Raw genomic sequence first — 26,752 nt, 5'->3', positions numbered from 1 at the left:
TGGTTGCTTCTGTATTCATGTCCTGCCCGCCGCGCAGAACCCTAACTATCTCGATGGAATCTTCTCGCTCGACGTATTTGGGGAAACAACGCCAAGCCTTTAATGGTTTGCTCAGCTCTCTCAATAAATCGCAACGCAGCATCCATGCTGCCATCGGCAATATACATCGCGTGCGATTCGACATCCTCGCTGGCTTTGGGCCGTCGGATGATAGGTTTCAACTTCGCCACTTATTTGACGCTTTTGGCGATCACTCGTTCTTTGATTGCCTTCCACTCGGCGTCGGTCCATGGTTTGGCATCGCCGCTCGAAATTCCTGCCATCAGTGCTTGTTCGGTTTCGCCTTGCTTCTCACTTGCTGCGGCAACTAACGCCGCGATGTATTCACCACCCGTAGAATAACCGGCTTGCTCCGCTCCTCGGGAGACAAACGACATTAAATGCTCTGGCAATTCAACCGGGATGCTGGACATCGCAGCTCTCGCTTTCTCAGTGATGGTTCACGACCGACAACATGGTTTTTACGCGAAGTCCCTTCGGGGACAACTTCGGCGTGGTTCCGGCCGAGCCTACATTATACGATCAAAGGTTGCTTCAAACCATCTTCGCTTGGATAGCAAAGGTGGCGTCAAGACCCGTCGTTATGCGATCAGTTCGTCGACGACGCGGCCGTGGACATCGGTCAGCCGGAAGTCGCGGCCAGCGTAGCGATAGGTCAGTTTTTTGTGATCGAAACCTAACAAGTGCAACATGGTGGCGTGCAGGTCGTGGACGTGAACGCGGTTTTCCACGGCTTTGAAGCCAAATTCATCGGTGCTGCCGTGGACGTAGCCCCCTTTGACGCCGCCGCCAGCCATCCAGACGGTAAACCCGTGGTGGTTGTGGTCGCGACCGTTCATCTTGCCTTGGTTCGTTCCTTCCTTGGGCATCTCCACGACGGGAGTCCGTCCGAATTCACCGCCCCAGATGACGAGAGTGTCCTTGAGCATGTCACGCTGTTTCAGATCGCGTAACAGTGCGCCGATGGCTTGGTCGCACTGGCCGGCCAATGCGCGGTGGCGAGTTTCCAAGTCATCGTGGTTGTCCCACGGTTGTCCCGCACCATGCCATAGTTGAACGTAGCGAACGCCGCGTTCGACAAGTCGCCGGGCGATCAGTGTCTGCCGCGCGTGGACACCCTTGCCGTACATGTCCAGGATGTGTTGCGGTTCGCGATTGATGTCGAACGCTTCGGCCGCATCGGCTTGCATCCGATAGGCGAGTTCGAACGACTGGATACGGCTTTCCAACTTCGGTTCGCCCGGCCGTGTCGATCGATGGATGCCGTTGAGTTGGTTCAGCAGATCGAGCTGTTGCCGTTGGTCATCGCGGGAGACGCGGAAGTTGTTGATGTTTTCGATCAGTTTTTCGATCCGCGTATTGTTCGAATCGACGTAGGTGCCTTGATAGATGCCGGGGAGGAAGCCCGACTGCCAGTTCTGGGCCCCTTTGATCGGATAGCCGCCGGGGCACATCGAAACAAAGGCTGGCAGGTTCTGGTTTTCCGTGCCCAATCCGTAGGTCATCCACGATCCGACGCTGGGGCGAATCAAACGCGATTCGCCTGTGTTCATCAGCATCAACGACGGTTCATGGTTCGGCACATTGGCGTGCATCGAACGGATGACGGCGATGTCGTCGATCGACTTTGCCGTCTCCTTGAAGAGCTCGCTGACCTCGATCCCACTCTCGCCATACCGCTGGAATTTGAAGGGTGATCCCATCAGGGCACCGGTCGGGCGTTCGGTCTTCAGGTTGCCGCCGTCCAATGGTTGGCCGGAGCGTTTTTGCAGCTCGGGTTTCGGGTCGAACGTATCGACATGGCTGGGCCCACCGTTCATGAACAGATGGATCACCCGTTTCGCCTTCGCCGGAAACTGAGGCGGCTTGGGCAGCAGCGGATTGGCAACCGAATCGGCGACCGCTTCGCCATGCATCAGGTCGGCAAGAGCCAACGATGCGAAGCCCATTCCGCTGCGGCAAAGCAGTTCGCGACGCGAGAGTCCACAGTTGTTATATGCATTCATCGTTGCGATCACTCAGTCAATAAAAGTTAGTTCGTTGCTAATCAGCAAGGCGTGGGCGAGTTGTTCGAATCGAGTCAGCAGTCGCGACTGCTTGCCATCGGGATTGCCGCTGAAGTCGGTTTTCGAATCGAAATCGGCGATCACGCCGCGATCGCTTTGGAAGCGGATTTGAATGGTCCATTGATACGAATCAAACGCCGTCGAGATGTTGTCTTCGGCGACGAAGTCGATCACTTGGCCTTCCTTTACTTGGATAACAAGCTCCCGCACCGATTGTTCGGAATTCATCAACAGCTCTTCGAACAGCACTTTGCCAGCGGAGGCGATCGACATCCGCACGCCATCCCCTTTGTCGCTGGGATGCTTCATCTCACATGAAATTGTGACCTCGCCGGTTTGCGGCGCGGTCCACCGCCGGACCGAAGCGATCACGTCGCCGGGATGGCCTCCGGTTGGCGTCAGCGAAGTGTATTGCAGGTGCTCGTCGGGGATTTTCGGTCCGCCGGCCCAACGTCCCTTTTGGAAGTGCGGCAGGCGTTTGAAATCGGGGATGTGCGTTCGGGTTTCGTCAAAGTTGCCGTATCCGTAGTCCCACGCCGAGGCGGGGGAGACGGGAACCGTGGCTGGATCGATCGGAGATTGGCAGAACTTTATTGCAAACTGCAGCTCTTCGGCGGTCGGTTGGCGTTTCAGCACTCGCAGGAACAAGGCGTTGATTTTTTCGTCGAGCGAATCGGCGGGCAGGCCACGCGTCGACACGTCGGCGACTTTGATGCTGGCATCCAGGATGAACGGGCTGTTCATCAGATACAGCGATTGTTGGGGCACGGTGGTGTAATACCGCTGTGGTTCGTGCGCATCGGGGCTGGCGACATCGAAGACGCGGAACAAGGCGGGCAATTTCTGTCGATCGATGAAGGCGTAAACCGTTCGTCGCGATTGAGGTGAGCCATCGCTGATTACGACCGGTGCGCCCCCCTTTTGTAAATCAAGTTGACCGGCGGAGGCGAGGATTGTGTCGCGGAGCGATTCGAAGTCGCGACGTCGCGCGATACCGCGAGCGAAGTACCAGTTGTCGGGATCGCGTTGGACGACCTCGGGAGCAACCTGGCTCGATTGTCGGTAGAGATAGGAATTGGCAATCCGCCGGACCAAGTGTTTGATGCTGTCGCCCTGCTCAGCAAAATCGACGGCCAGATCGTCCAAGACCGCAACTTGCACTGGCTGTTCGGTACGCACACCGTAATCGCTGGGCGTGCCGACGATCGGTTTGCCCATCAGATGCATCCAGACACGGTTGACGAGCACGCGTCGTGTGAGCGGGTTGTTGTGGTCGACGATCGCTTGGGCGAGATCCAAGCGGCCGCTGCCGTGCGTAAATTTGGGAGGTTCGTCGCCGTGCAGCGCGGTCAAGAAACGCCGCGGTGCGATCGGGCCGCGATTTCCACGCTGGCCGCGAACCCAGACCGGATGGTCGGTCGTCTTCTTTTTGTCGAACAACGCCAGTTTCGATGGCAGGTCGTCGCGATATTCGCTGCTTTTCATCACGCCCACCAACGAGTAGTAGTCCATCGTTGGAATTGGATCGAATTTATGGTCGTGGCAACGAGCGCACTGAACCGTCAGGCCCAGTAGGCCGCGGGTGACGACATCGATGCGGTCGTCGACGATGTCTTCGTTGCTCAAAAAGCGGCGACCGATTGTCAGGAAGCCCATCGCGTCGAGATCGCCCTGTTCGTTTTTGGGGTCGATCGTATCGGCAGCCAGCTGCAACGTGACCTGGCGATCGAACGGCATATCGTCGTTGTAAACGCGGATCAGCCAGTCGCGATAATTTTCGCTCTCCAACAACCGCGGTTCCCGCTTCGCCGGCGCGTAGCCAACGGTGTCGGCATAACGGGCGACGTCCATCCAATGCCGCCCCCATCGCTCGCCATATTCGGGGCGGGCCAACAGGTTATCGACGACGCGGCGCGCGGCGTCGGGACGTTCCGAGGCAAGAAAACTGTCGATCTCGTCGCGCGTCGGTGGCAGACCGATCAAGTCGAAATAGACGCGTCGCAGCCAGGTTTCGCGATCGGTCGGGCCGCTCGATTCGATTCCTTCGCGAGCCATCCTGTCGAGGGCGACTGCATCGATCGGATCGTCGCTGCGAGGATCGATCTTGTCGACCGCGACAGCTTGTTGCGGTGGTTGGAATGCCCAGTGCTGACGCCAATCGATCTGAGGTTCTTCTACGTCGGGCGTGTCGTCGACGCGTGGATCGTAAGCTCCGTTGGCGACCCATTTGCGAAGGATCTCGATTTCTTCGTCCTTCAACTTGCCTTCGGGAGGCATCTGCATCGAATCATCGTCGTACAGAACCGCTTTGACTAACAGGCCTTTCGCCGGATCGCCGGCAACGATCGCAGCCCCTCGCGAACCGCCCTTGGCCAACGCCGCAGCCGAATCGACGCGCAAGCCGCCCTGCGCCTCGTCGAACTCACGCGAATGGCACTCGTAGCAGCGCTCGATCAACAGCGGCCGGACCTTACTTTCGAAGAAGGTCTCGGCGGCGGCAGTATCCTCGCCACGAGCTGCGTTGGTGGCCAAAAACGCTACCAAAAGTGCGATCTGAAACTGTATTGGGGGGCGTGTATGCATGAAGTGCTGGGCGAGCAAGTTGGCGGGGGCGTAAGTTGCCTTCTCAGGTTGTGAAGGCGTCCATTCTTACGCTCACGGGATTTCGGAGGGCATTGGTCATTATACACCGACGTCGGTTTTCCGCCAGCGCTTCGGAGCTGCCCAGACGCTGCTGCAACCCCCCCTGAAACGGCTACAAACCGCACAACTGTTCGGTGTTTAGGAACCGCCACGGTCGCTCGTCGTGGCTCGTGAGCTGAGGAATACGCAAAGAATTAACAGAGCGTCGCAGAAGCCCGCAGGTCATGCCCGTCAACGCATCAACGGCGTGTCGCATGAGCGCGGCGGGGCGATCGTCCGCAATAATGCGGCGACGCGGCCGACTTGCTCGGGACGGTTCGACGTCCCGGCAGCAACGCCGGGGGGGGGGCGCCGCTGCGGATGCCACTTTGGTTGATCGAGTCGTGGGGCATCGCATATCGCTCCACAGTGCCCGCAACGAATCGCCGCATTGAGTAGCTCAAGCGAAACGATCATTGGACGCCCACAAACCTTACAATTCTCGTGGAAATAGAATTGTTCCATGACTACAGATGCCTCTTAAATCCCGAGGTGAAATGGTACGAGTTCCAGTGTGCTGCGGTGGCGAATCCATTCACAGGCAAGAGTATTTCCGTAACTGTTGGTTGACGTTGCCCCGCACTCAGGGTGTCGCGTAACAAGCGGACAACCCCGAAGACGGGGACAATTGTACAGATATTCGGCCTGTGTAAACTGGGGGTGTGGGTAGTTTGCCGATGTCTTGTCAAAATTTGCACGAAAGTGAATTTGCAAGCACATTTCAGACGCTAGCGGCGAGCCAGGATTACGTTTCGCATCCGTTGCGTCGCCGATTCACGCTAGCTTCGGTTGGCACATTGATTGCTACTGGCCACAGATGAGCTAGCTTTGCTTGTCGCTGGACCGACGGCACTTGTGGCTCACCGTTGGTATTATGAAATCAAGAGGGTTGCGAGAGTTTCTCGTAACGCTGTTCGCGCTCAAGGATTTGGAACATGAAGATTCGGTTGCGTGTCGACGAGTCGGTGGAGGAGGGGATTCAGCGAATCGCCAAGACTTATATTCAGCGATCGATCGACGACTTGTCCGATCCGCGGCTCGACCGAACCGAAGTCGTTCACGATGTACGCAAACGGTGCAAGATGATTCGCGGGATGCTGCGGATGGTCAGGCCCGCGATCGGGGACGCCTACGATCTGGAGAACGTTTGGTTTCGCGATGCGTCGCGCAAACTGTCGGGCCTGCGCGATGCCGATGCGACGCTCGAGGCGTTCGATCTCCTCCGCCAGCACTCCGCTCATTCGCTGCCGCGGAAGTTCATGGACCGCGTAAACAAGGTGTTAGCGAAACGGAGTGAAGTCGCCAGCACGGGGCCGTTGGATTGGCAGCCGTTCTTCACCGAAGCGATTCAAGAAATGCAAGCTGCTCTCGACCGAGTACCTCAATGGACTTGTGCGGACGAGGGTTTCGCAGCCATCGGACCGGGATTCGCCAAGACTTATCGACGTGGCGCGAGAGCGATGCAGGCGGCTCGCAGAGAGCCGACCGACGAGCATCTGCACGATTGGCGGAAGCATGCCAAGTATCAGTGGTATCAAGTCCTGATGCTTCGCGATCTCAGCAAATCGAAGTTGAGCATCCGGGCCAAACAATTAAAACGCTTGACCGATTTGTTGGGGGACGACCACGACTTGGTCGTGTTGCACCAATTGCTTACGCAGCATCCCGATTTTGAAAAGCTGCGCGGTGCGAAGGCGTTTGGAAAGCTGATGCAGTCGATCGATCGTCGTCGTGCGAAGTTGCAGAAACAGGCTCGCAAACTGGGCAAGCGACTGTACGCCACTTCGTCGAAGAAGTTCACCAATCGCTTGGAACAGGCTTGGGAAGCGTGGCAGAGCGTAGAACCTGTCGGATAAACGCACCGTTTGCCGCCATCAATCCCTTCAGGCGGCGTGTTGGCAACACGTTCGCGGTTCGCTCACCCGCGATACGATCAACGCGGCGTTTTGGCCGCCAAAACCGATGTTGTTGCTGAGGATATGTTGACATTGGACGTCGCGAGCCACGTTGGGGACGTAGTCGAGATCGCACGCTGGATCGGGATCGTCGAAATTGATCGTCGGCGGCAACGTGTTGGACTGCATCGCCAGCAGCGCGACAGCTAATTCGATCGCCCCGCACGCGGTCGTCGCATGGCCCAGCATGCTCTTGCTGCTGGAGACCGGTACGTCATAGGCAGCCGACCCCAGTGCGGTCTTGATCGAATGAGTTTCGACCTTGTCGTTCAAAACTGTTCCGGTACCGTGAGCGTTGATATAGCTGAGGTCCCCGCCGTCGATGCCGGCATCTTTTAACGCTCGGCTGATCGCTTGGACGCTGCCACGCCCTTGGGGATGTGTGTCGGTAACACGAAATGCATCTTGAGCCGATCCGTACCCGGTGACCTCGGCGTAGATGTTAGCTCCGCGGCGGCGAGCTTGTTCGTATTCTTCGGCGACAAACACGGCGCCTCCTTCACCGATCACAAACCCATCGCGGTTGCGATCAAAGGGGCGAGAAGCTTGCGTCGGAGAGTCGTTTTGTTGGCTGAGTGCGGAGAGTCGGCTGAACCCCGTTACGCCCAATTCGTTGACGCAGCTGTGAGCTCCGCCGCACAACATCGTGTTGACCTCGCCTCGGCGGATCATGCGAACCGCTTGGCCGATCGCCTGCGATGACGAGACACATGCCGCGATGCAGTTAACGCTGGGACCTTGCAGATTGAATCGTGCGGCGAGCGAGATCGCCGGCATCTTGGGATCGAATTGACGCTGCGATTTGGGATCGAACAGGCGCAGTGCAGTGTCGGTGAATGCAGCGGAGTTGAACTTTTGGTCGGCCATCGCTTTCGAGATCGAACCGACAAGTGGAGCGAACGGCGTAAACGGCTCGCCGCAGCCGAGATAGACTCCCGACAGTAGCGGATCGAAACGGTCGAGTTCGATCCCCGAATCGCGTACTGCGGAAATGCCCGCCGCCAACGCAAAGCTCGATTGACGCGGGGCGCCAGCCCATTGTCGCGGGTTTTCGCCAACACTTTCCAACGACCACGACGACGGAACTTCCGCCGCGATGCGAACGGGGAAGTTGGAAGCATCAAACGTCGAAATCGGGCCGACGCCCGAGCGGCCCGATGTCAGGTTTTGCCAGAAGTTGTCCAGTTGATGGCCCAACGGCGTGACGACGCCCAGTCCTGTGATCACTACACGTCGGTACATCATGCGGCTCGCGACGGTTGAAGATTGCGGACGGTCAAGCAGCTTGCCAGACCATTGTGAGTAATGCCAATGTTGATCGCCGACCGCGTGGCGGAGGTGTCCGCGGCAGCCAATCGCTGCAGCGCAACGGCGAGGCCGATCGCGCCGCTGCCGGCGTCGACATGGCCGATCCAATCGGAGAGGTTCAGCAAATCGGTCGGCTGCGATTTGAGCAGGCGCTTGATTGCGGGGGCATCACATTGGTCGTTGATGACTGTGAATTGAACGTTGTCATCGCCCGCCAGATGCGACTGGGCCAACGACGCGCGAATCGCGTTGTTAGCCGCCTCGTCTGGCTTGGGGACCATCGTCGCGTCGATCACACAACTGCTGCCGATCCCTAACACCTCACCATAGATCGTCGCTCCACGTTGTTGAGCTCTTTCGAGTCGTTCGATCACAAACGCTGCAGCCCCTTCGGAACCGTGGTCGCTTGCCGAACCGTCGGTTTCACCGGTACCGTCGATGCGGATCGTGGTTCCCGTGCTGCCGACGATCATCGCATCGGCTTCGCCGTCCAACAGATGGTACTTGGCTTCCTGGATGGCGAGATTGGCTGAGGCTTCTGCTTGGGTGATCGTGTTGTTGGGGCCGCGGTAATCGTAACTGATCGCGATATGGCAAGCTGGCATGTTCGGCAAAACTCGCAGCACCCACAGCGGATCGACGTGCGGGATGCCTAGCGAACCCCAAGCGGCTTCGATCATTTCAGCGGACGATTCGCCACAGGCTTGCACGCCGGCAACAAAATCCTCGGGGCGTACTTCGACATTGCCCGCCCCAAAACAAACGCCTACGCGATCGGGAGCGTACGCCGCGGCATCGAGATCGGAATCCTGGATCGCTTGAAAGGCGGCGGCGACGCCAAGTTGGGTTTCCCGATTCATCAGCTTCATCGATTTGCGAAGGCTGCGTTTGCGGTCGAGCGGCAGCTTGCCGAAATCGTCGATCGAACCGGAATAGCTGGCGAGCAAGCCGGTCGTAGGGGCAGATGGAGGCGAGGCGGGAGGATCGGCGAGAGCCGACCGCAGCGAGTCGAACCCCGAGCCCAGCGGGCTCAAGACGCCAACGCCTGTGATCACCACACTGTCGTGTTTGGAGGAAAGATGGTGCATGGGGCTCCCTGCCCTGGGATCGTTGGGAATCCACGAAATGGCCAAAACGGCTCAGCAAGGATAGTCGCCGCAACATATTGCTGTCCAGATCAGCCTTGGCTAGCAAAGTGTTGCGATGCAGGTTGGGCGTTGACCATCGGCAAAAAGAATCCAGCTGGCGGCGATAGGGCAAAGTCGCTGGAAAGATATGCCGATAAATCCGAATGTGGCGGTTCGCACGCAAGTTGCGAACGTATGTCCCAGGGGTTCTTCGCAGGTAATAGGAAGGAAAATAATATGAACGTGCGCATCCGGCTTGCCCACGTCATGGCGTTTGCTGGCATTTTGGTTGTAACCACAGCCACCGCTCAGCGGCCACGACCGATCGTTCCCGGCACCGGAAAGCTGATCACGGCAGTCGGTGACGACTTCGAGGATCCCAATTGGCGATACGTTCCTCGGAATCCCAAGAGCACCGAGGACATCGACGAGAACCAACGCGGGCCGACGGGAAAGTCGGTCAATGGACGCTGGTACGAAGGGATTAAACGCGGCCATCCCGATATCGTCCGCCGCGTTCCGACTCCCCCGGGCGGATTGTCCGGAAGCGGAGGCTCTCTGCTGTTGAAGTCGATGTACACGGGAGTTCCCGGACGTGGCAGCAGCGAACCGCACAATCAGGACGATTTCATCTGCAACGTCCAATACCGCTTGAACGGACGTGTTCAGGTCGAGAGTCAGCCCAACGTGGTGACGCGAGTCTGGTTGCCAAAAGTCAAAGACTGGGAGCGCCGAACCGGCCCCCATTTTGGCTTCCGCCTGGCTCTCGAAACGACAGCGGTCAAAGAGTCCGAAGGATTCTTGATGTTCAAGAGCAAAGGCCCCGAGAACGAGGTCTACTGGCCTGGGATGTTTGTCGAACTGAAGTGCAAAGAGAATACAAAACAGGACTACGACTACGCCTATTGGCGGATCCGTTGTGACTCCCGCGGACGAGACTTCCAAGGACCGGCGATCACGACCACGGGGTGGTGGACTTTGGGGATGTCGTGCACGACCGACGGAATGGTTCACTACTACATTTCCGAAGGTGTCGACGATCTGACTCAAGACGATTACGTCACGTCGCAGTTCCCCTACAGCTACAAGACCGAACGGCTGCGGAGCTTTTTCTTCAACACGATGAGCCGCGACGATGGCCGCACGTGGAGCACCGGTGTGATCGTCGACGATCCGATGTTGTATTTTGCTAACGAAACGCGAGTCGCTTCGCGTCCGTAAGGGAGCGCCGCGTGAGCGGCGATTCCATTGCTAGCAAACCCGCTGCCAGCTCTTTCCGCTCTGGCAGCGGTTGCCCGAAGTCGTCACAATATCGTCCATGAAAGAGACGGACTTCAAACGATTGGGGCGGTATGCGTTAGAGCGACGCTGGACGTCCCAACAAATCGCAACCAAGCAACAAGAAATCTTGCGGACGACGCTCGCTTTGTCGTCGACGCTCGATGGTGTGAACTTCACGCGGATGGCAGCTGCCGATCTGCGACGGATGTGCATGCTCTACGACGACCACTTCTTTGAAGGTCGTTTGTTGTGGTTGGCTCGTCGCGAGGGGATCGATTTTAATCTCTCCAGTCGGATGACGCGGGCGGCTGGCAAAACAGTCACCACCTACGATTCGAGAGTCCGCGATCCGCAGGTTCCCGGCGGTAGGAAGCGTACGTTTGAGGTGATCCTTTCGACGACGCTGTTGTTCCAAACGTTTCACGATCTCGATCGCCAAGTGATCGTCAGCGGATGTGTTTGCAATAACCGTCTGCAAGCCGCTCAACGTGTCTGCGAACACGAACTGGTCCATCTCGTCGAGATGCTCTGCTTCAACGACAGCAATTGTGCCAAGCGGCAATTCCACGGGATCACCCGTCGGTTTTTTGGCCACACCGATTACCAACACCAATTGATCACCCAAGACGAACGCGCCGCCAAACGCTTTCAGGTCAGTGTCGGCAGCCCCGTCGAATTCCAACACGAAGGAAAAGTGTTGCGAGGTAAAGTGAATCGAATCACGCGACGCGCGACCGTCTTGGTCCCCGATGGCAAAGGGCAGATGTTCGACGACGGGCAACGCTACAAACGGTTCTACGTTCCGTTGGAACGTTTGAAACCCTTGGCGCGGGCGTCGTAGGCGCGTCTGACGGAGAGACCTCTCTTCCGCATTGCAACGGCGGTCGCCTAACGCGAGGAAAACGACGCGTCACAGCCGAGGCAAAAGAACCGCCGCCAGAGTCCGTTGGGATTCCAGTCGGTTGGTTCAAACAAACGATTCGGTGCCAGTGTGATCGGCGCAGCGCAGCGTGGACATGTTGTGATGGATTGTGGAGTTGCTTCGGTTCGGTCTGTCTTGGGGGTATCGATGGCGATCAGAATATGTCCCGACGTCTCGCGATTGGGCTGCCAGAGTTTCAAGAAGCTTTGTCGGTCGATCTGTTTGTTTTTCCCTAGGAAGGGATCGTCGACTGTGATCGTTGCATCGTCGATCGCGGCCAATAATGTGAAATGTCCTTCGTCGGGGGCGCGGTAGGCGCGATGGTTCAGGACGACCGTGAGGTCGGCGTCGTGGCAAGTTCGAATCGCCTGCCACGCTCGTTCGGGCTGGCACTGCAAAACGGCTGCATCCAACTGACATGTGCGGGCCAAGGCGGCCAACAGGTAGGACCGGGCGGCGCGGGTGCCAAATGGATCCTTTCGCGTGACGGCGGGCCAGATCGCATCGACCGATTGCTCGATGCCAAACCGGCGGAGCGCAGCGACTAGCGAAATCGGTCCGCAAGTGCGCGGCAGCGCGTTGTTTTTGGCGGCAGTTGTCGGGGCCGATGGAGTTGTGGGCGCCATGGTTAGGAGATCGACCAATCTTGCCAAGCCGCGCCGGGGCCGTCGTCGAGTGTTGGATCGGGGGCTGGCGGAACGTAGCGGTCGCGCATTTCATCGGCGAATTGCAGCGACAGTCCGCTCGGCAGCGTGGCGGCAAGCGGAACCAAATTCTTGCGAATCTCTTCGACCGGCGGCACGTTCGCTAGGTTCTCTTTCGCCTTGGCGATGTTCTGGCGGGCGCGATCGAGTTTCTCCTCGAGTTCCGCGTGCTGCTTCTCAAACGCATCGATCGCTTCGGGATACTTGGTTCGCATTTTTCCAACCAGCGGCTGGGCGACTTCCATCAACCGGTTCATCAAGTCCTTCGCCTTCGACGGTGGCAAGGCAGTGATCCCGATACGCATTTGGCTCTGCATATTATCCAGGTCGTCCCACAGGGCTTCGACATTTTCTGGTGTTTTCATCGTCGGGTCCCGTTAAACAAGTTGCGGTGTTGGTTGCGTAGGCTCTGCGGTCGGCATCGGTCGAGTGATCGCCTGACGCGCCAGTTGCAAGAAGTTCTGAGATGCGGTGGCTCGTTCGACTGGTGGGCTGGTCGCCAGCAGATGGTGCATGAAACCTTTGGTGTAGGCGCCCGATACGTCGGGCGTCGGGAGGTCGATTCCGGCGTCGTCGATCTTCAGTTGGCCGCCGCTGTACTGGACAGCTTGCAACAGCCATTTGCACAATCCGACGGTATCGGCTTTGGCTTGCAACGCCGCGGCGCGGCGCAGCTCGTCGCTCGGTTGGAAGACCCAACGGGCTGCGATCGCCAGCGCTGCATCTTCATGCGGCGGAGGCGTTGGCCGCCAGATCGACCAAGCAGACAGGCATCCCCACCAGACCAAGCGATTTGCCGGTGCATGCTTGCACATCGCATCGATCCCTTCGCTGGGCGTGCGTGCCTCGATTTGAGCGGCTAGGAATTCGTCCAACTGGTTTAGATTCATGACTTTATGCTTTTGATAGAACACGGTTCGCGGAGCGTGGCGACGGTGGCAACGGAATTCAACCGCCGATCATGACGGTCGGGCAGCCCAAGGTGATGGTGCCGCCATGCGCGGTCAGGTCGCCCATCCGCGCCGCCGGTTTGCCGCCGATCATCACGGTTGCGCTTCCCATCACAATCGAATCGGGCGGTCCGACACAGACGCACATATCGCCGACGACCGATGCGGGCAGGCTGCCGATCAGGACGGTTGGGGCTCCAGGGCCGGAGATCGGTCCACCGACATGAGGCACCAATCCGGTAACCATCGGGCAGGTGTGGAGATCGGCAACGCGGGCGGCACAGGGCATCGTTCAGCTTTCGTTTTTTAAAGGTTGGAATCCAAGGTGTCGGTGGCGCGATCCTAATTGATCATCACCATCGCACCCTTGAGTGTCATCGTTCCCGATGCGCTGACTTCGGTCGACGCGGTTCCTTTGACCACCATCGATCCCGAGGAACTGACCTCGGTCGATGCAGCTCCCTTGATCGTCGCGTCGGCGCTGGCATCGACCGAAACGCTTGGCGCTTTCATCTCTGCGGAGGTGGTTCCTTCGATGGTGATTTCGAGTCCTTCGACCTTGATCCCGGTCGCGCTGATCGTGATTTTGTTGGTCCCCACCGAAAGCGTGATCGAATCCTCGCCGATGTCGATCTTGGGGGAGCCATCGATCTGACCGTTTTCAAGCACGATGCTGCCGCCGTTGCCTTCGAGGTCCACCTGCTGCATGCAAGGGGCGGCACCAGCCCGCAACCCGATGTTTCCGGTGTTCCCCGAATCGACGACGATCCCGTCGGAAAGGACATCGATCCGGCACTCATCGACTTGCGAAGTCACTCGCCCATTGGCTTGGAGGCAGACGTTGCCGTCGTCGTTGGGCCCTTCTGCCGTCAGGCTTACCCGCCCCATCAAGGGATCCGTCGGGTCGGTCGGCGTGCTTTGAACCTGGGCTCGCACCGAAAAGTCGGCGCATGTCGTGGCGTGTTCGCCCATTAGATGAATTGCGTTATCCAATGTTAACCCTTTGTGTTTTGCCGCGTAATTTGAATCAGAATCTTCTGTAGGTTCGCTGGCACTCGAATGTTTCTAGGTTGCAGCAGCACCCGATCATGAGCCACCATCGGATTAACCGCCATCGGATTCGCCACCATCGGATGCGCCGCCATCCTCTTCGTCATCATCGTCTTCGTCATCGGAAACAACCCGTTCGAGTTTTCGTTCGCTGTTAACCACCGACGATTCCGCGTTTTCGATTTCACCGCCCGCTGCCTCATTGCTTTCGGTCGACGACGAATCAGTCGTTTCGAGAACGCGCGCGGATCGTTCCACCGCCCGTTGGCTATCGTCGACGCTATCCTGCACGGAGGAACTTGCATCGTCCACCTTCGCCTCGGTCGATTCGACAAAGATCAGCAGGCCCTGCAATCGTGGCAGGAGATTAAACGTCCAGATCTCGCTGAACTTGACGAACCCTTGCCAGTGACTTCCCTGGTGGGAGACAGCCGCTTTGGTTAACAACATTACCAACAGGTCCATGATCAACAGCAACGCTACGGCGATTTCACATGCTGTCGTTGCAGGAGCGTCGACGGGTGTTTCATTTCCTTTGGAAAACCTCACTGCAGGTTCCTTCGGAGTCGGTAGCATCTTGGTGATTTTGTATCCGCGATGAGATTCGACAGCCGTACCGTAATGCAGATTGCTTTTGCCTCCAAATGTCGTCAGCCCCTGTCCTCCAGCACCAAACAGCAGAGGGAGCAGAGGGTTGAGAAGCATGCCAGCGGTGGGAGCACGCTCACCAATCTTGTCGGCCAGGAACTCGAAGAAATCCATGGGGTCGCAGACCATCGAAATGTTGCAACCATATTTGCTCGCGTAAGATCCGCCAAAGGTCTTCGAAAACGAATCGCCCACGGTAAAGTCGATCTCGCCCTTATCGTCGGCCATGAAAATGCTCTGGAGCATCTCGGTAGCGCTGAACCCCGAGTCCGAATCTCCACCACTGTCCTTAAATACCGCATCGGCTCCGTCGTCATCGCCACTCATGTTGTTGCCGCCGCCGCCGCTGCCGCCGATCGCGTCGAACAACCAATGGTGTCCCTTGAATTGGATCTCCTTGCCCGCCGACCATTTCACTTCGGTCGTCTCGCTGCTGATGCTGTGATAGGTCTCCGAATGCAGTTCCAAATATTCGGCTCCCTGTTTGTCATGGAATACGACGGTGCTGGTGTTGTTGACCGGGTTTCCCTTGTGCGAACAGGAGTGAATGCCGCACGAGAGCTTCAGCGAAGGGAGCGTTAGCGGCGGCATGTTGTTGGCGTTGTAGACGCTCCCTACGATGATCGGCCGATCGGGATCGCCATGCTCAAAAGCGACGATCACTTCATGATCCACTCGCGGCCAGAAAAATGCACCCCAACGCGGCCCGGCCCAAAATTGGCCGACACGTACCCAACAACTCGGATCCGATGTGCCGGTTTGCCAGGGGAAGACAACCTTCACGCGGCCATATTTGTCGACGCAAACCTGATCGTCTTTTTGCGAATTGTCAGCGACAACCGTCGCCGGAACCACACCGTCGATCCTCGGTTTAGCGGTCTTCAGCGCCGGACGGTAGGGAACCGCAACCGAACTGCAGCGGAAGCGGTTCTTATAGGTCAATTCGGCACTGTGGGGACCACTGTGTTGTCCCGTCGCCAACCGCACCAGATGTTCGACTTGCGTCAAGTAATACTCGCTCGAATCGGGAACTCGATCGCGTACCAGTTGAAACTTCTTGCCCGGGCTCATCGTCGCGATATCGCCCGCGCCGCGGAACCGATCGACCTGGTAGTGCAGTCGCGCCGCACGAATCTTGGCATCCGATTCGGCCCACGGGTCGAGATCCTTTAATTGATCGCGGTCGTCACCAGATGGAGTGATGTTGTCGACTCGAGGGGCGATGCCCGATGGATAACACATCCAAGTGCTCGCGTCCGAGGCCGTCGCGCCGTCGATCGTATGAGAGCTGTCGGCCAGCGAACTGGGGCGTTGGAAGTGTCGGTCCAACGAACGGCTTGTCTCGGGAACCAACTGACGCGTGGCGACCCAACGCCGCACCCGCATCGAATCGCGAACACCTCCACCGACGTTGTCGAATCGGTAGATGGGAGTGGCCGGGGCCGACGTGTCCGATGATGCTTCGCTCGCGGAATCGCCAGAGGAGGAAGGCGGCGGCGAATTGGCTGCGTCGATGCTGTCGGTGATCACCAGGCGTTCGGTACGCTCTTTGGGATCGACAGCTTGACCTTTGTATTGGTGTTCGAAGAAGTAGAACAAGCCGTCCGCTTCGAGCAAGCGGCTGACGAAAGCAAAATCGCTTTCGCCGTACTGCACGCAGTAATTGTGCAGCTTGGTGTCGTTCGCCAATCGCCACTGAACGTTCATGCTGCCCAGGACCGTGCTGACGATTGTGCGAGTCGTCTGTTGGCTGAACATCCGGAAGCGACGGTTGAGTCCCAGTTGCCACAGTCGCGGACGAAGGATCGCTGTGAAGTAGCGGTCGCGATCGTCGCTGTGGTCGTAGGAGACGTGCGACAGGATCCCGCAGAAGTCGCGTGTTGCGGGGGCACCGTCGGCGGCGACGACCGACAACCAGTGAGGATCGGGCAACTGGAAACTGGCCATCGCAGCCAGCCCGGTGAATTGGTCTAACGTCACCGGGTCGTGGCGATGCGTACGCAGTTTCAGCCGGAAACTGTAGAGCCCACTGATCCGCTCGCGACCGCGAATTTCGGTCAAGCGAAATCGGTCCACTCCGAGGCTAGAGTGCAGATGGATGCGAGTCTGCACTGGAGTGAGCGGCGAATCGAAGGGCATTGCTGGGCTACCTGAGATCGAATTGTTGTGCTCGATCGGCAATCCCTGCCACAAACATCCAGCCTCTCCTTAGGCCGAAGTGGACAGTGTCGATACATTGCCCGATGGGGCGCATCGGCGGCTGGGGCTTGCCAGGGTCAGCTCAATCTCGTCGTTGTGTGCGGAATTTGACTCGACCGTTCCTGCTGCGCGAAGGTTGCCGGTTGTGCGGCGCGCGGCGGTTGGGAAAAGCTGCCGAATCAGGCAAGAATTTTTTATGGCACGTTTTTCGAGGTTATGTTTGTGCGGCATCGTATGGCCAGTGGGCAATGAAACGTGGCCGCACGATGCGCGAACAGGTTTTGCGACGGAGTCGGGCTGCACGACTGTTTGCGATCCCACCGATACGTCTCGCCTGTCTTTCCAACTTAAATACTCTTGGGGCCCTGTATGTCGTCTAGCGCCGAAGGATCATCCGATGCGCCGTTGTTGCCACCAACCCGACGCACGGCTCCGATCGATCCGATCGCATCATGGCACTCCAGTCGCAGCGGTCGCCGCGGCTGGCAATGGTCCAGTCGTTGGAATCTGTTGATCGGCGGTGTCTTCGCGGCCACCGCGCTGACCGCGGTGCTGACCTGGGCGACCACTAGTATCGGTCGGGCGCCACAGGTCTGCGTGATGTTGGCCAGCACCGATTATCACGCCAATCTCGATCTGCCTCCCAATGCGATGGGAGACCGCGCGATCGGGCGACTGTCCGCCTGGGTGACCGGAGGCGATGTGGGGCTCCGCCGCGATATCCAACTGGCTCGGCCGCCGTTGGAACTTTCTAATCGCAGCGCCTTCGATCGAATCAGCACCGATCGCGATGCCGCCATTTCGCTGATCTATCTGTCGGCCCACGGGATCCATACGCCGCAGGGGCCTGCGCTGTTGGCCGCCGACGCTCAATCGTCTGATGACGCCTATCCGGTCAAAGACCTGCTGGATCAGATTGCGAAGTTTCCCGCGAGCCAAAAGAAAGTGCTGCTGTTGGACTGTGTCCACTTCCAATCGCACGAGTCGTTGGGGATCCTGTTGAACGACTTCGCTCGCCAGATGCGCGACCTCGATTCTGTGATCCAAGCGATTCCCAATCTAGTTGTCGTGATGTCCAGCGATATCCATCAACAATCGTGGATCAATCCTGCTGCCGGCATCACGAACTGGGGCGACGCTCTGGTCGATGCGTTGAACGGTTTGGCGAAAGATCTCGATCGCGATGGTTGGATCGATCTGTTGGAAGTTCATCGTTGCGCCGCCGATCGAGCGACTGCTTGGTCCGCCAAAGTCTGCCAACAACCACAACATCCCGTTTTGCTGCCGCTGGGGAAAGAGGGAGAGAACCGCACGCGTAACCTTGGTCTGTTCCCCGACAAGACGCCAGCGATCGACATCCCCGCTTTCGTCTCTCCAACGAACAACGACCGGATCGATAAGTGGTGGTCGCGTTACGATGAAATGGTCAAGCAACAATTGCATCCGGCTGCCAAATCGCCCGCGACGTGGCGTCGGTTCGAACGGACGCTGTTGCGTTACGAGCACTTCGAACGCGCTGGATGCAGCAGTGCGGCGGGGATGCTGAACGAGCATCTGGGCGATCTCGCCAAAACGTTGCAAAAACCAACGCGGTTCGATTCGATCGCCTGTCGGGCCGGTGTCTTATCGCCCGAGATGATCGGTTTCGAAGTCACGTCCGAGCGGCAACAGAACGCCGATCAATTGGCCGCGGTCTTGTCGGGAATGTCCCTGGACGACGCGACCGACCATTGGTTGAGCATCGCTTCGTCGCAGTCGAGTGCGGCCGACGTCGCCTTCCTGCGGCGAACTGTCATCCAACGATTGTCCGAACAAACCGTAGCCGCCTTCCGCGCGGAGGTATCGGTCGATCGCAAACGCTTACAATCCGCATCGGCTCTCGTCGCTGCGGTCACCGATCCGTTGCAACCGATTCCTCAACTGGGACGCGTGTTGCAGTTTCTCGCTCGCGATCTGCCATCCGAACCGCTTGGATCGAGTGACGCGACGCGGATCGCTCGGTTTCTGGAGTTGAGCACCCGCAGTGATCGTGTCGCCAACGACGGTTTGTGGTGGTCGCCCGAATTGGTTTCTTGGGTCGAAGCGGAGATTGCGTCGAGCGATCAACAACGCCGATTCGCTGGAGATCTGTTGTTTGGTGAACAGGAGGCGAGGCAACGCGCCCAGCGATCTTTGGACGCCGCCGAAAAGGGATACGCTCGCGTCGATCAAATCGGTCGCGTCGTCAACACCGCTCAATCGATCGTCCATCGGGGCGGTCAACAACTGGCGCGACTGTGCGAATTGATCGCCAGCATCGACAGCGACAACAGCCGCGATCTTCGCGACGTCGCCTCGCTGTATCAAACCGTCGATCAAATCGATGCGATTCTGAAAAAAGAGGTTCCGGCGAACTCGACGCAGCGGACGGCAACGTTGTCGAAACTGCAATCGTTGACTCAACAGTATCACGACCGATTCGATACGCTCGGAAAACGGATCAACGCTTGGCAAACCAACGTCTTGTCGCAACCTGCGCAATCGATGCCCCCGATGCTTGCGGCGCTGGACGTCGTGGGGAGCGATGCCGCCACGCGGCGATCGGCGTGGGAGAGTTTGTGCCGATTGTCGGCCGGTGCCGATGCGACGATGCACACGCCGGTCGCGGAGGATCTGTCGATCGCCGTGGCTTCGATCCAATCGGCTGCGGCACGTCGAGGCCACTTGGCTCTCTGCGGTTGGTCCGCACCAATGTTTGATTCGCTGGTCGCCGGGGAATTCGAAACCTGGGCGGAAGTCGATCATCGCTTGCAAGTCTTCGCTACCGATTCGAAGTGGTGGGACGCGTTGGCGATTGCCGGATATCAAATCGGGATCCGCGAAACCGAAGCCCTGCGGCTGATCACGACGCCGATCAAACGCCAGACCGCCGACGAACAGGAACAACTGCAACGCCGGTTGGCGTTGTTGGATCGGATGGCCGCGATCGCGCCGTTCGACAGTCGCCAGTTTGTCACCGTACAACAGAAGTACCTGTTCGCAAACTTCCTCGCTTGGCAGACGAACCGCTTTGTCGCCGACGGCTATTGGTCGTTACGCGCCGAGGGACCTGCCTATTTCGCGCGAGTCGCCGAGCTGTTGGCGGGTGACATCGCTTCGCTCAGTCCACGCGTGACGGTTCCCAGTTCACCTCTGGTCCACAATCCGCAATCCGCCGTCTCGATCCACTTGCCCAGCGAATTGATCTGGACGACGCAGCGGCAGGATCAATTCACCGCGGGCGTTCGCACGATGAAACGGGGCGCCGAAGGCTTTGTTACGATCTGGGTCGAAGCCGAGGGGTGCTTGCAAGCGACGCAACCGACCGCCGGAAGTCGCGTCTGCCGACCGCTGATCCAGCCGACTAAATCGACCGGTTCGGGGAAGTCCACCGCAACGGACAACTTGATCGTGCACCTGGAACGCGTGCCAGGTTCGAAAGAGCCCCGCGCTAAGATCCAGGTCCACGGCTACTTCCGCGGCCGACAGCTGACGGAAACTCTCGCCGCCACGATCGCATCGACTCCCGACGTCCATGTCGTCCAAAATCCGAAGCCTCTGGGCGGGCGAATCGCAATCCGATCGGCGACGCACGCCGATCATGCATCGGCCGGCGCGATCGCGTTGGTGTTGGATTGCTCTGGCAGCATGGGAGCGGCTCGCGGCGAAGCGTTTGGTCCCAACACAAAATACGCACACGCGGTCACCGCCGTCGAAACGCTGTTGGATGATCTGCCCAGCGGAATCAAGTTGAGCGTCTGGACTTTTGGAGCCGCGGTGGGAGAAGCCAAAACGGTCACCCCCGCCGAACGTTCGATCCGCCGGATCCAAGCACCGGTCGTTTGGAACCCGCACGATCGTTCGCTGCGGCAGAACCTGATCGACGCGATCAGTTATCCGCACGTGGAACCTTGGAACGAATCGCCGCTGCTAGCCGCGATGCTCGCCGCGTCGAACGATCTTCGCGATCTCGAAGGGGTTCGCAGTTTGGTCGTGGTCACCGATGGAGCCGACAACCGGATCGCAAACGATGCCGTTGCCAATCCATTAAAACTGACGCCCGAACAGTGGATCCGCAAGCAGTTCAACGGGACCGGAATCACTGTCAACGTGATTGGTTTCCGTGTCGACGACGCCGAAAAAACGGCGACTGAAAAACAACTAGCCACCGTGGAACACCTGCTTCCGGCGGGCCGTTTTGTGACCGCCGACCAAGCCTCCGAGCTCGCCGCAGCGATGTCGAAGATGTTGACTGTCGAAACGCCGATCTCGATTCGACACGCCGCCGCGGAGCCTTCCGCCGACAAGGCGACTCTGGCCACGGTGCCGATCAGCCCCGAACATGCGGCCGCCAGTTGGACACCTCAGTTGGACGCTGGTCTATACACCGCGTCGACGGATCGTTCTGGCAGCGGATCGATGATCGAACTGACCGATGGCGATCAATTGGTGTTGGATCGAACCGCCAGCGGATCGCTTCACTTATGGCCGACGATCGATAAGCAATTTATTGGGACGCCGCAGCGGCAGAGCGGTCGCTGGACGATCGCGCTGACACCGCAACCGATCTCCGCGACGGGAATCGCCGCGCGTCGATTGCTGCTGTGGGCTCCAGCATCCGACGGCAAGTTGGCGATCCAACGGCCCAGCGAACTATGGATCGAAGCTCGCGACGGCGGTAAAAAACTGCCGATCCGCTGGCAGCAGAATCACGATCTCTCTTGCGACAGCTATGACATCGCGGTCCAAGCCACCGGCGCCGGCAAGCCTCAGTTCCAGGTCTGGACCAGCGATCGCAAAGCGAATTCCGTGGGAGCGTTGGTGCGGAACCAAGACTTCTGGCATCTGAAAGACTTGGCTCCCGCGAGTTGGCAGTTGAGCGAAGGGGAAGTCCGACTGAAATCGGCGACGATCGAAACGCACGATGTCGCCGACCGCAGCGGGGCACTTCACCCGCAACCCTGCTTGGTGCTGCGAGGCAGCGGCCCGCGGCGAATGGCATTCCGAGTGCGAACCAGCGGCCTCGCGTTCGAGGGACAAGACGAACAGTGCTTTACCGAGTTGGGTGAATTCACGCTGCGGCAGTGGCCGGTCACCAGCGAGGATGTCGAACGAACGCTGCAATCGGTCGAATTGATTCTTGTCGATCGCGTGAACAGCAACGCCGAGCGGGCCGGCGGCAAGGTGATCTTTGACGACAAACCAACGCCCAACAGCGTCACCCAGCACCGATCGCCGGGCGCCGCACGCGTTGCGTTTTCTGGAGTGGATCGATGAGCGAAACGTCACCCGAAGCAAGCGAACCGACATCGACCGAACAGACGGCGAGCAGCGCGCGTTGGCGAAACGGGCCGCCGCAAGCTGGGCCGTCTCGCTATCGCAAACTGGCCATCGGCAGCTGTCTGTTAGCGACGTTAGCAGGGACGATTCTGGCGTTTGCCTCGCTGCCGTCGCCGAATCATCGCACCGTCCTGGTCTCGCTGTACCTGCAGCCTGGCGACGAAGCCTTCGGCGTCGATGCGCCGCATCCGCCATTGGCCGCTCCTTTTTTGGGACTGGTCCCCGCGAACACTCAGCCGCAGCTTGCGACACCTGCTGCGGAATCCAAGACCAAGTCGGACGCTGGAAAATCGAAATCGAAAACAAAGGACTCGCCTTCGGAATCGAAGCCCGCTGCGAAGCCGGAGGCTGCTGCGACGACGAAGTCTGGCACCGCAGGAAAGACGCCCGACGCGGCGTCTGCAAAAAGCGAAGCGGAAGTCGAAACGAGCTCCACGCCGCCCGCACCGTCTTGGCACGATGCACTGATTAAGACCACATCGCGACAGCAGATTGTGTTGCACGTCAGCACGATGGCTCGCATCGATCAGGGGCAGGTCTATTTCTATGGCTACGATCCGACCAGTCGTCGCGAGACGGCGATCTCTCTGGCCGATCTGCTCGGGCAACTGAACAAAGCTCCCGCGGAAAACAAGCTGCTGGTCTTGGAGGTGCATTGGCCGACCGTCGCCGACGATGGCGATTCGGCGGAGCGGTTGAAGCAGTTGAATCTTGCGATCAAAGAACAATACAAGCTGAACGAGGCGGCTGGAATCGATCTGCTGTTGTCCGCTTCGGATAAGGGGCCGGCTCGCGGGATGCGAGCGACGCCGCAGAGTTTGATGTGTTATTGGCTGACTCAAGGGCTGTGCGATGCCGCGGCCGATGCCGATCACGACGGACGGATTTCGATGAAGGAAGCGATCGCATGGGCGGCGCCGCGGATCGAAGAGGTCTCGTCGCAGATCGGTCCCGAACAGCGGATCCAATGGATTCGTGGCGGCGCCAATCTCTTCTTTGCTCCCATCGCTCGAACGTCGACGCACCTGGAACGCCCCTATCCCGCGTCGCTTGTCGCCGGTTGGCGGCAACGCGAAATCTACCTCGCCGACACTCAGATCCCTTGGCTCCCCAAGACCGCTAGCGGTTGGGCGGTAGGGCTCAGCCGGATCGAATCGGGCTGGCGTCGCGGCGACACCGATGCCACGGTCGAAGCGTCGGTCGCTCAATTGGAAGCGACCTGTTTAGCAGAGATCGATGCCGAACTGGCTCGCTGGGCTCAACAACGTCGCGATTCGCTGCGGATGGCCGCGGCGCGGATGATCCGCGACCACGATGGCATCGACGTCGATCAACTGGCGAAAGAGTTGTTGGCCGCGCAACAAGAGATCCTGGCCAAGTCGGCTCCTGGCGATCAACCCGCATTGATCGGCAAGGCGGTTGCAAAATACGTCGGCGCGTTTTCGGAAGACCAAGCCACGCTGTCGCTGGCGGCACTGATCCGGCAATTCGATCGCAACGTTCGCGTCGATCGCGAATCGCTGGAATTGATCGTCGCGGTTCGGAAAGCGTGGAAGAACCCGCCGACGTTTCCGATCACACAAGCGATCGACAGGTTGTTGGCGTCTGACGCTTCCGATCAACGGATCGCCGAAGCGGTGCGGTTGTTCCGCATCCACGGTCGGCTGGGTTCGGATCCATCGGCGATCGCGATCTTGAGTCCACGCATCGACACGGCGACCGAACAGTTTGTGTTGGCTCAACGCTTGGCTTGGAATCCCGGCATGACATCCGATGCCGAGGTCACTCGCCAATTGGAGACTTCGTTGGTGGAATCGTCCGCCGCGCTGGCGGCCGAGGAATCGGTGAGTCTGGCGATCCGGCGATTGAAAGTCGCAAGCCAGACGATCTCCACCGACGCCGCGGTAGGAATTCACTGGGATCACGATCGCGACTATCTGATCGCCCAACGTCGCGCCGCCGATTTGATCGCCGCGATCAGCAAGATCCGGCTCGGAACCGCCACCAATTCCGGGATCTTAACGGGAGAGTTGGCTTTGTTGCGACAGGCCTCCGAAGCGTTAGAACTGCAACTGCAACAGATGATCCAAAACCACAGCGATAAGATCTCCAGCAGCCAAGCGGCGACGGCCGGTTTGATTTCGGCAACGGTCCCCGCCGCGGTTCGGTCTCGGATTCTCAGTCACCCGACCGAGTTAACGCTCGATTCAAGCGAGAAGCTTGTTTCGAATTCGATGATGATGTCCGGCGCGATGTCGGGACAGCAGATGGACGCCACCGAACCGACTGTCTGTTTGCAAAACCTGACTCAACAAGCCAAAGCGATCGCGCAGGTCGCGTCGGTTCGATACCGCAGTTGGTTGAACGACTATGTTGCGCAAACGGCCACCGTTAACGCGATCCCTATCTATCGAAAGATCGCTCAACAGCTATCGATCGCTCCCAGCGATGCGATGTTGCCCGTTGCACTCGGTGGCGATTTGAACTCGCTCGATTGGGATGATCCCAACGCAAAGATCAACCTGCACTATCAAGTCGACTTGATGGACGCGGTCCCCGTCGAATTCGAGTTTCTGGCATCGTCGGCCAACTGCATCGATGTCCAGCCGCGTCGCGGGACATTGAAGCCGGACCAAGCCAGCGAGATCCGGTTCGCGTTGTCAGCCGAGGCAAGCGGATCGACCGAGTCGTTTGTGCGGGGGATCTGGTTGCGTTTGAAACGCGGCGACCAATCGGAATTGATCCCCTTGGCGATGCCACAACAACCAACACGTCCCGCCGTCGATATCGACTTTGGCAGCACAGCGGTCGCCATCGGTCGCGAGGTGACGTTGCCGATGTGGCCCGACAACCAGCCTCAAACGCTCGACTGGAACCTGAAGTGTAACGATCCATCGATCGCCGCGGTGGTCGTGTCGGTCAGCTCCGACAGTCTCGGGACGCTGACCTCGCCACCGATCGCATGTCGACCGGGAACCGCCGCGCCGATTCGCTTTCCAGCGCCCAAGCCACAGCCGGCCAATGCCGATGGAAAAGGAAAAGCAGGGGGAAAACAACCGACCGATGCCGATCCGACGTTGATCGTCACCGTCAGCGAAGCGAGCAAGGGGAAGCCGTTGGGGCGATGGCAAGTCGCCGCCGAGGTGCTCGATCCACGCGAGGTCTTCGAACTCGGGAATGCTGAATTTGTCGTGCATCCCAATGGAAACAACGAACTTTCGCTGCAAGTGCAACGCTCGGAAGTCCGCCTGCAGTCGAGCGAATCGGCTGCACCGGAAGTCAACTTTCGGCTCGATCTCGATCCGGCATCGATCCAGCCGTTGATCGATTTTGGTGTCAGCCGGTTGCAGGTTCAATTGGCCGACGGCGAAGATCGAAGCCCGTTGTTCGCCAAGAATCTGCGATTCGTAGAGGGGAGTGCGCCACATGTGCAGATCCCCGTCAGCGTCAACGGAGATCCCGGCTACTTCGTCTTGTCCGGCCGATTCCCGCGTCAAGCTAGCCGCGTCAGGCTCGACTGGCAACAGGCACCTTCGATCGAGATCGACGCTGCGGCATCGATCGTTCCCGGCACGCCGCTGTCTGCGGTCGTGAAAGCTCGGCGATTGGCCGACCGCGACCGATTGATGGTGCAAGTGTTGGCGGGGGATCATCGGAACGAAGAGGTCTTGTGGCAGTCGATGCTGCCGACTTCGCGAGCTATCGAAACCGACTTCGCATCGGGTGGCAAACAGGCGACGTTGCAAGTGGTCGCGAAACGCGCCGATTGGGAACTCGCCATCCCGACTCATTTCGGGACCGGTGAGCATCGCTTGCGGGTGGTGACCGTCGACACGATCGGAAATCAAGGCGTTACCGGCGAGCACCCGTTCCTGTTGGACGATGCGGTTCCCGACGAGGTCTACGCACGCGGTGAATCGATCGCCGACAAAACGACCGTCAGGATTCAGATGCAGCCCAATCCGAGCGGCGTGGCGAGCGTGAGCGTCGTCCCCGTCTCAGCGACGACCGACGCGAAGGTCAAACCGATGCAGGCGCAGCGCAGCGATTCGGGCGATTCCGCTTGGCAGTTGGATTGGCCCAAAGCGTTGCCCGTTCCCGAACAGCTGGAACTGACGATTCTGACCAATGCTGGGAAGAGCGATGAATGCGTCGTCGCGTTGCCGGTGCAAGTAATCCAGCCGATCGGCCGGATTGCGGGGCGTGTTCTGGAAGGATCGATCGCCCAGCCCGGTTTGACCGTCTCGCTGACCGATGCCAAGGGAAAACCGGTAGCGAAGATCGAGACCGCTGACGATGGCAGCTACGCATTCAGCGTCCCGCCGGGGAAATACAACTTGGCGGTTGAAAAGCCAGCGACGCAGCGGAGCGCGAAAGCGGAGGTCGACGCAAGACTTCAAACGACGACAACAACCGATCTGTCGTTGTTACGGACTTAATTG

At 58.9% G+C, this 26,752-nt stretch carries 17 protein-coding genes; 5 read left to right on the top strand and 12 right to left on the bottom strand.

Features of this window, described 5'->3' with window-relative positions; all coding sequences use genetic code 11:
- Positions 1-41: 41 nt before the first annotated feature.
- The 4 genes from CA51_RS26535 to CA51_RS17740 form a co-directional block, all read right to left on the bottom strand.
- Positions 42-230 carry a type II toxin-antitoxin system RelE/ParE family toxin gene (locus tag CA51_RS26535; RefSeq protein ID WP_420821470.1) on the bottom strand — a complete coding sequence of 63 codons (189 nt, stop codon included), beginning with the start codon at positions 228-230 and terminating at the stop codon, positions 42-44.
- Positions 231-473 (bottom strand): ribbon-helix-helix domain-containing protein, encoded by a 243-nt coding sequence (locus CA51_RS17750; RefSeq protein WP_145122564.1) that lies wholly within the window; start codon positions 471-473, stop codon positions 231-233.
- Positions 474-641: 168 nt separating this feature from the next.
- The gene (locus CA51_RS17745) at positions 642-2,066 is read right to left on the bottom strand and encodes a DUF1501 domain-containing protein (RefSeq protein ID WP_145122563.1); all 1,425 of its coding nucleotides are present in this window, start codon (positions 2,064-2,066) and stop codon (positions 642-644) included.
- Positions 2,067-2,078: 12 nt separating this feature from the next.
- Positions 2,079-4,658 carry a PSD1 and planctomycete cytochrome C domain-containing protein gene (locus CA51_RS17740; protein WP_197451272.1) on the bottom strand — a complete coding sequence of 860 codons (2,580 nt, stop codon included), beginning with the start codon at positions 4,656-4,658 and terminating at the stop codon, positions 2,079-2,081.
- Between the two features lie 1,085 nt (positions 4,659-5,743).
- On the opposite strand from CA51_RS17740, the gene CA51_RS17735 reads away from it, so the two are divergent.
- The gene (locus tag CA51_RS17735; RefSeq protein WP_145122561.1) at positions 5,744-6,664 is read left to right on the top strand and encodes a CHAD domain-containing protein; all 921 of its coding nucleotides are present in this window, start codon (positions 5,744-5,746) and stop codon (positions 6,662-6,664) included.
- A gap of 27 nt (positions 6,665-6,691) precedes the next feature.
- On the opposite strand, the gene CA51_RS17730 is transcribed toward CA51_RS17735, so the two are convergent.
- Together CA51_RS17730 and CA51_RS17725 are read right to left on the bottom strand one after the other, a co-directional pair.
- Complete coding sequence (locus tag CA51_RS17730) at positions 6,692-8,008, bottom strand: beta-ketoacyl-[acyl-carrier-protein] synthase family protein (RefSeq protein WP_231745761.1); 1,317 nt, start codon at positions 8,006-8,008, stop codon at positions 6,692-6,694.
- Positions 8,005-9,159, bottom strand: coding sequence for a beta-ketoacyl synthase N-terminal-like domain-containing protein (locus CA51_RS17725; protein ID WP_145122560.1), 1,155 nt, complete (start codon positions 9,157-9,159; stop codon positions 8,005-8,007). Before CA51_RS17725 ends, CA51_RS17730 begins: the two co-directional genes overlap by 4 nt.
- A gap of 276 nt (positions 9,160-9,435) precedes the next feature.
- On the opposite strand from CA51_RS17725, the gene CA51_RS17720 reads away from it, so the two are divergent.
- The gene (locus CA51_RS17720) at positions 9,436-10,419 is read left to right on the top strand and encodes a hypothetical protein (RefSeq protein WP_231745760.1); all 984 of its coding nucleotides are present in this window, start codon (positions 9,436-9,438) and stop codon (positions 10,417-10,419) included.
- Between the two features lie 97 nt (positions 10,420-10,516).
- Entirely contained in the window at positions 10,517-11,320 is an 804-nt protein-coding gene (locus tag CA51_RS17715) for a hypothetical protein (RefSeq protein WP_231745759.1), read from the top strand.
- A gap of 47 nt (positions 11,321-11,367) precedes the next feature.
- Here CA51_RS17715 and CA51_RS17710 read toward each other — a convergent pair whose 3' ends face one another.
- The 6 genes from CA51_RS17710 to CA51_RS17685 all read right to left on the bottom strand — a co-directional run bounded on the left by CA51_RS17710 (position 11,368) and on the right by CA51_RS17685 (position 16,892).
- Positions 11,368-12,027: a cysteine peptidase family C39 domain-containing protein gene (locus CA51_RS17710; RefSeq protein ID WP_145122559.1), complete on the bottom strand. Its 660-nt coding sequence runs from the start codon at positions 12,025-12,027 to the stop codon at positions 11,368-11,370.
- Positions 12,028-12,029: 2 nt separating this feature from the next.
- Positions 12,030-12,470 (bottom strand): hypothetical protein, encoded by a 441-nt coding sequence (locus CA51_RS17705; RefSeq protein WP_145122558.1) that lies wholly within the window; start codon positions 12,468-12,470, stop codon positions 12,030-12,032.
- A 12-nt stretch (positions 12,471-12,482) separates the two neighbouring features.
- Entirely contained in the window at positions 12,483-12,995 is a 513-nt protein-coding gene (locus CA51_RS17700; RefSeq protein WP_145122557.1) for a DUF6931 family protein, read from the bottom strand.
- 58 nt (positions 12,996-13,053) lie between these two features.
- Positions 13,054-13,344, bottom strand: a complete 291-nt coding sequence (locus tag CA51_RS17695; protein WP_145122555.1) for a PAAR domain-containing protein — start codon at positions 13,342-13,344, stop codon at positions 13,054-13,056.
- Positions 13,345-13,397: 53 nt separating this feature from the next.
- Positions 13,398-14,048, bottom strand: coding sequence for a hypothetical protein (locus CA51_RS17690; RefSeq protein ID WP_145122553.1), 651 nt, complete (start codon positions 14,046-14,048; stop codon positions 13,398-13,400).
- 111 nt (positions 14,049-14,159) lie between these two features.
- The gene (locus CA51_RS17685; RefSeq protein WP_145122552.1) at positions 14,160-16,892 is read right to left on the bottom strand and encodes a type VI secretion system Vgr family protein; all 2,733 of its coding nucleotides are present in this window, start codon (positions 16,890-16,892) and stop codon (positions 14,160-14,162) included.
- A gap of 429 nt (positions 16,893-17,321) precedes the next feature.
- Between CA51_RS17685 and CA51_RS17680 the strand changes: the two genes are divergently transcribed.
- On the top strand, positions 17,322-22,247 hold the full coding sequence (locus CA51_RS17680) for a vWA domain-containing protein (protein ID WP_145122551.1): 4,926 nt from the start codon (positions 17,322-17,324) through the stop codon (positions 22,245-22,247).
- Complete coding sequence (locus CA51_RS17675) at positions 22,244-26,749, top strand: carboxypeptidase-like regulatory domain-containing protein (RefSeq protein ID WP_145122549.1); 4,506 nt, start codon at positions 22,244-22,246, stop codon at positions 26,747-26,749. The genes CA51_RS17680 and CA51_RS17675 overlap by 4 nt, the downstream gene beginning before the upstream one ends.
- The last annotated feature ends 3 nt before the right edge of the window (positions 26,750-26,752 follow it).

This window comes from Rosistilla oblonga (genome assembly GCF_007751715.1).
Taxonomy (GTDB): Bacteria; Planctomycetota; Planctomycetia; order Pirellulales; family Pirellulaceae; genus Rosistilla; species Rosistilla oblonga.
The sequence above is the reverse complement of the archived record's forward strand: the minus strand, read 5'-3'. Positions and strand labels throughout refer to the sequence as shown.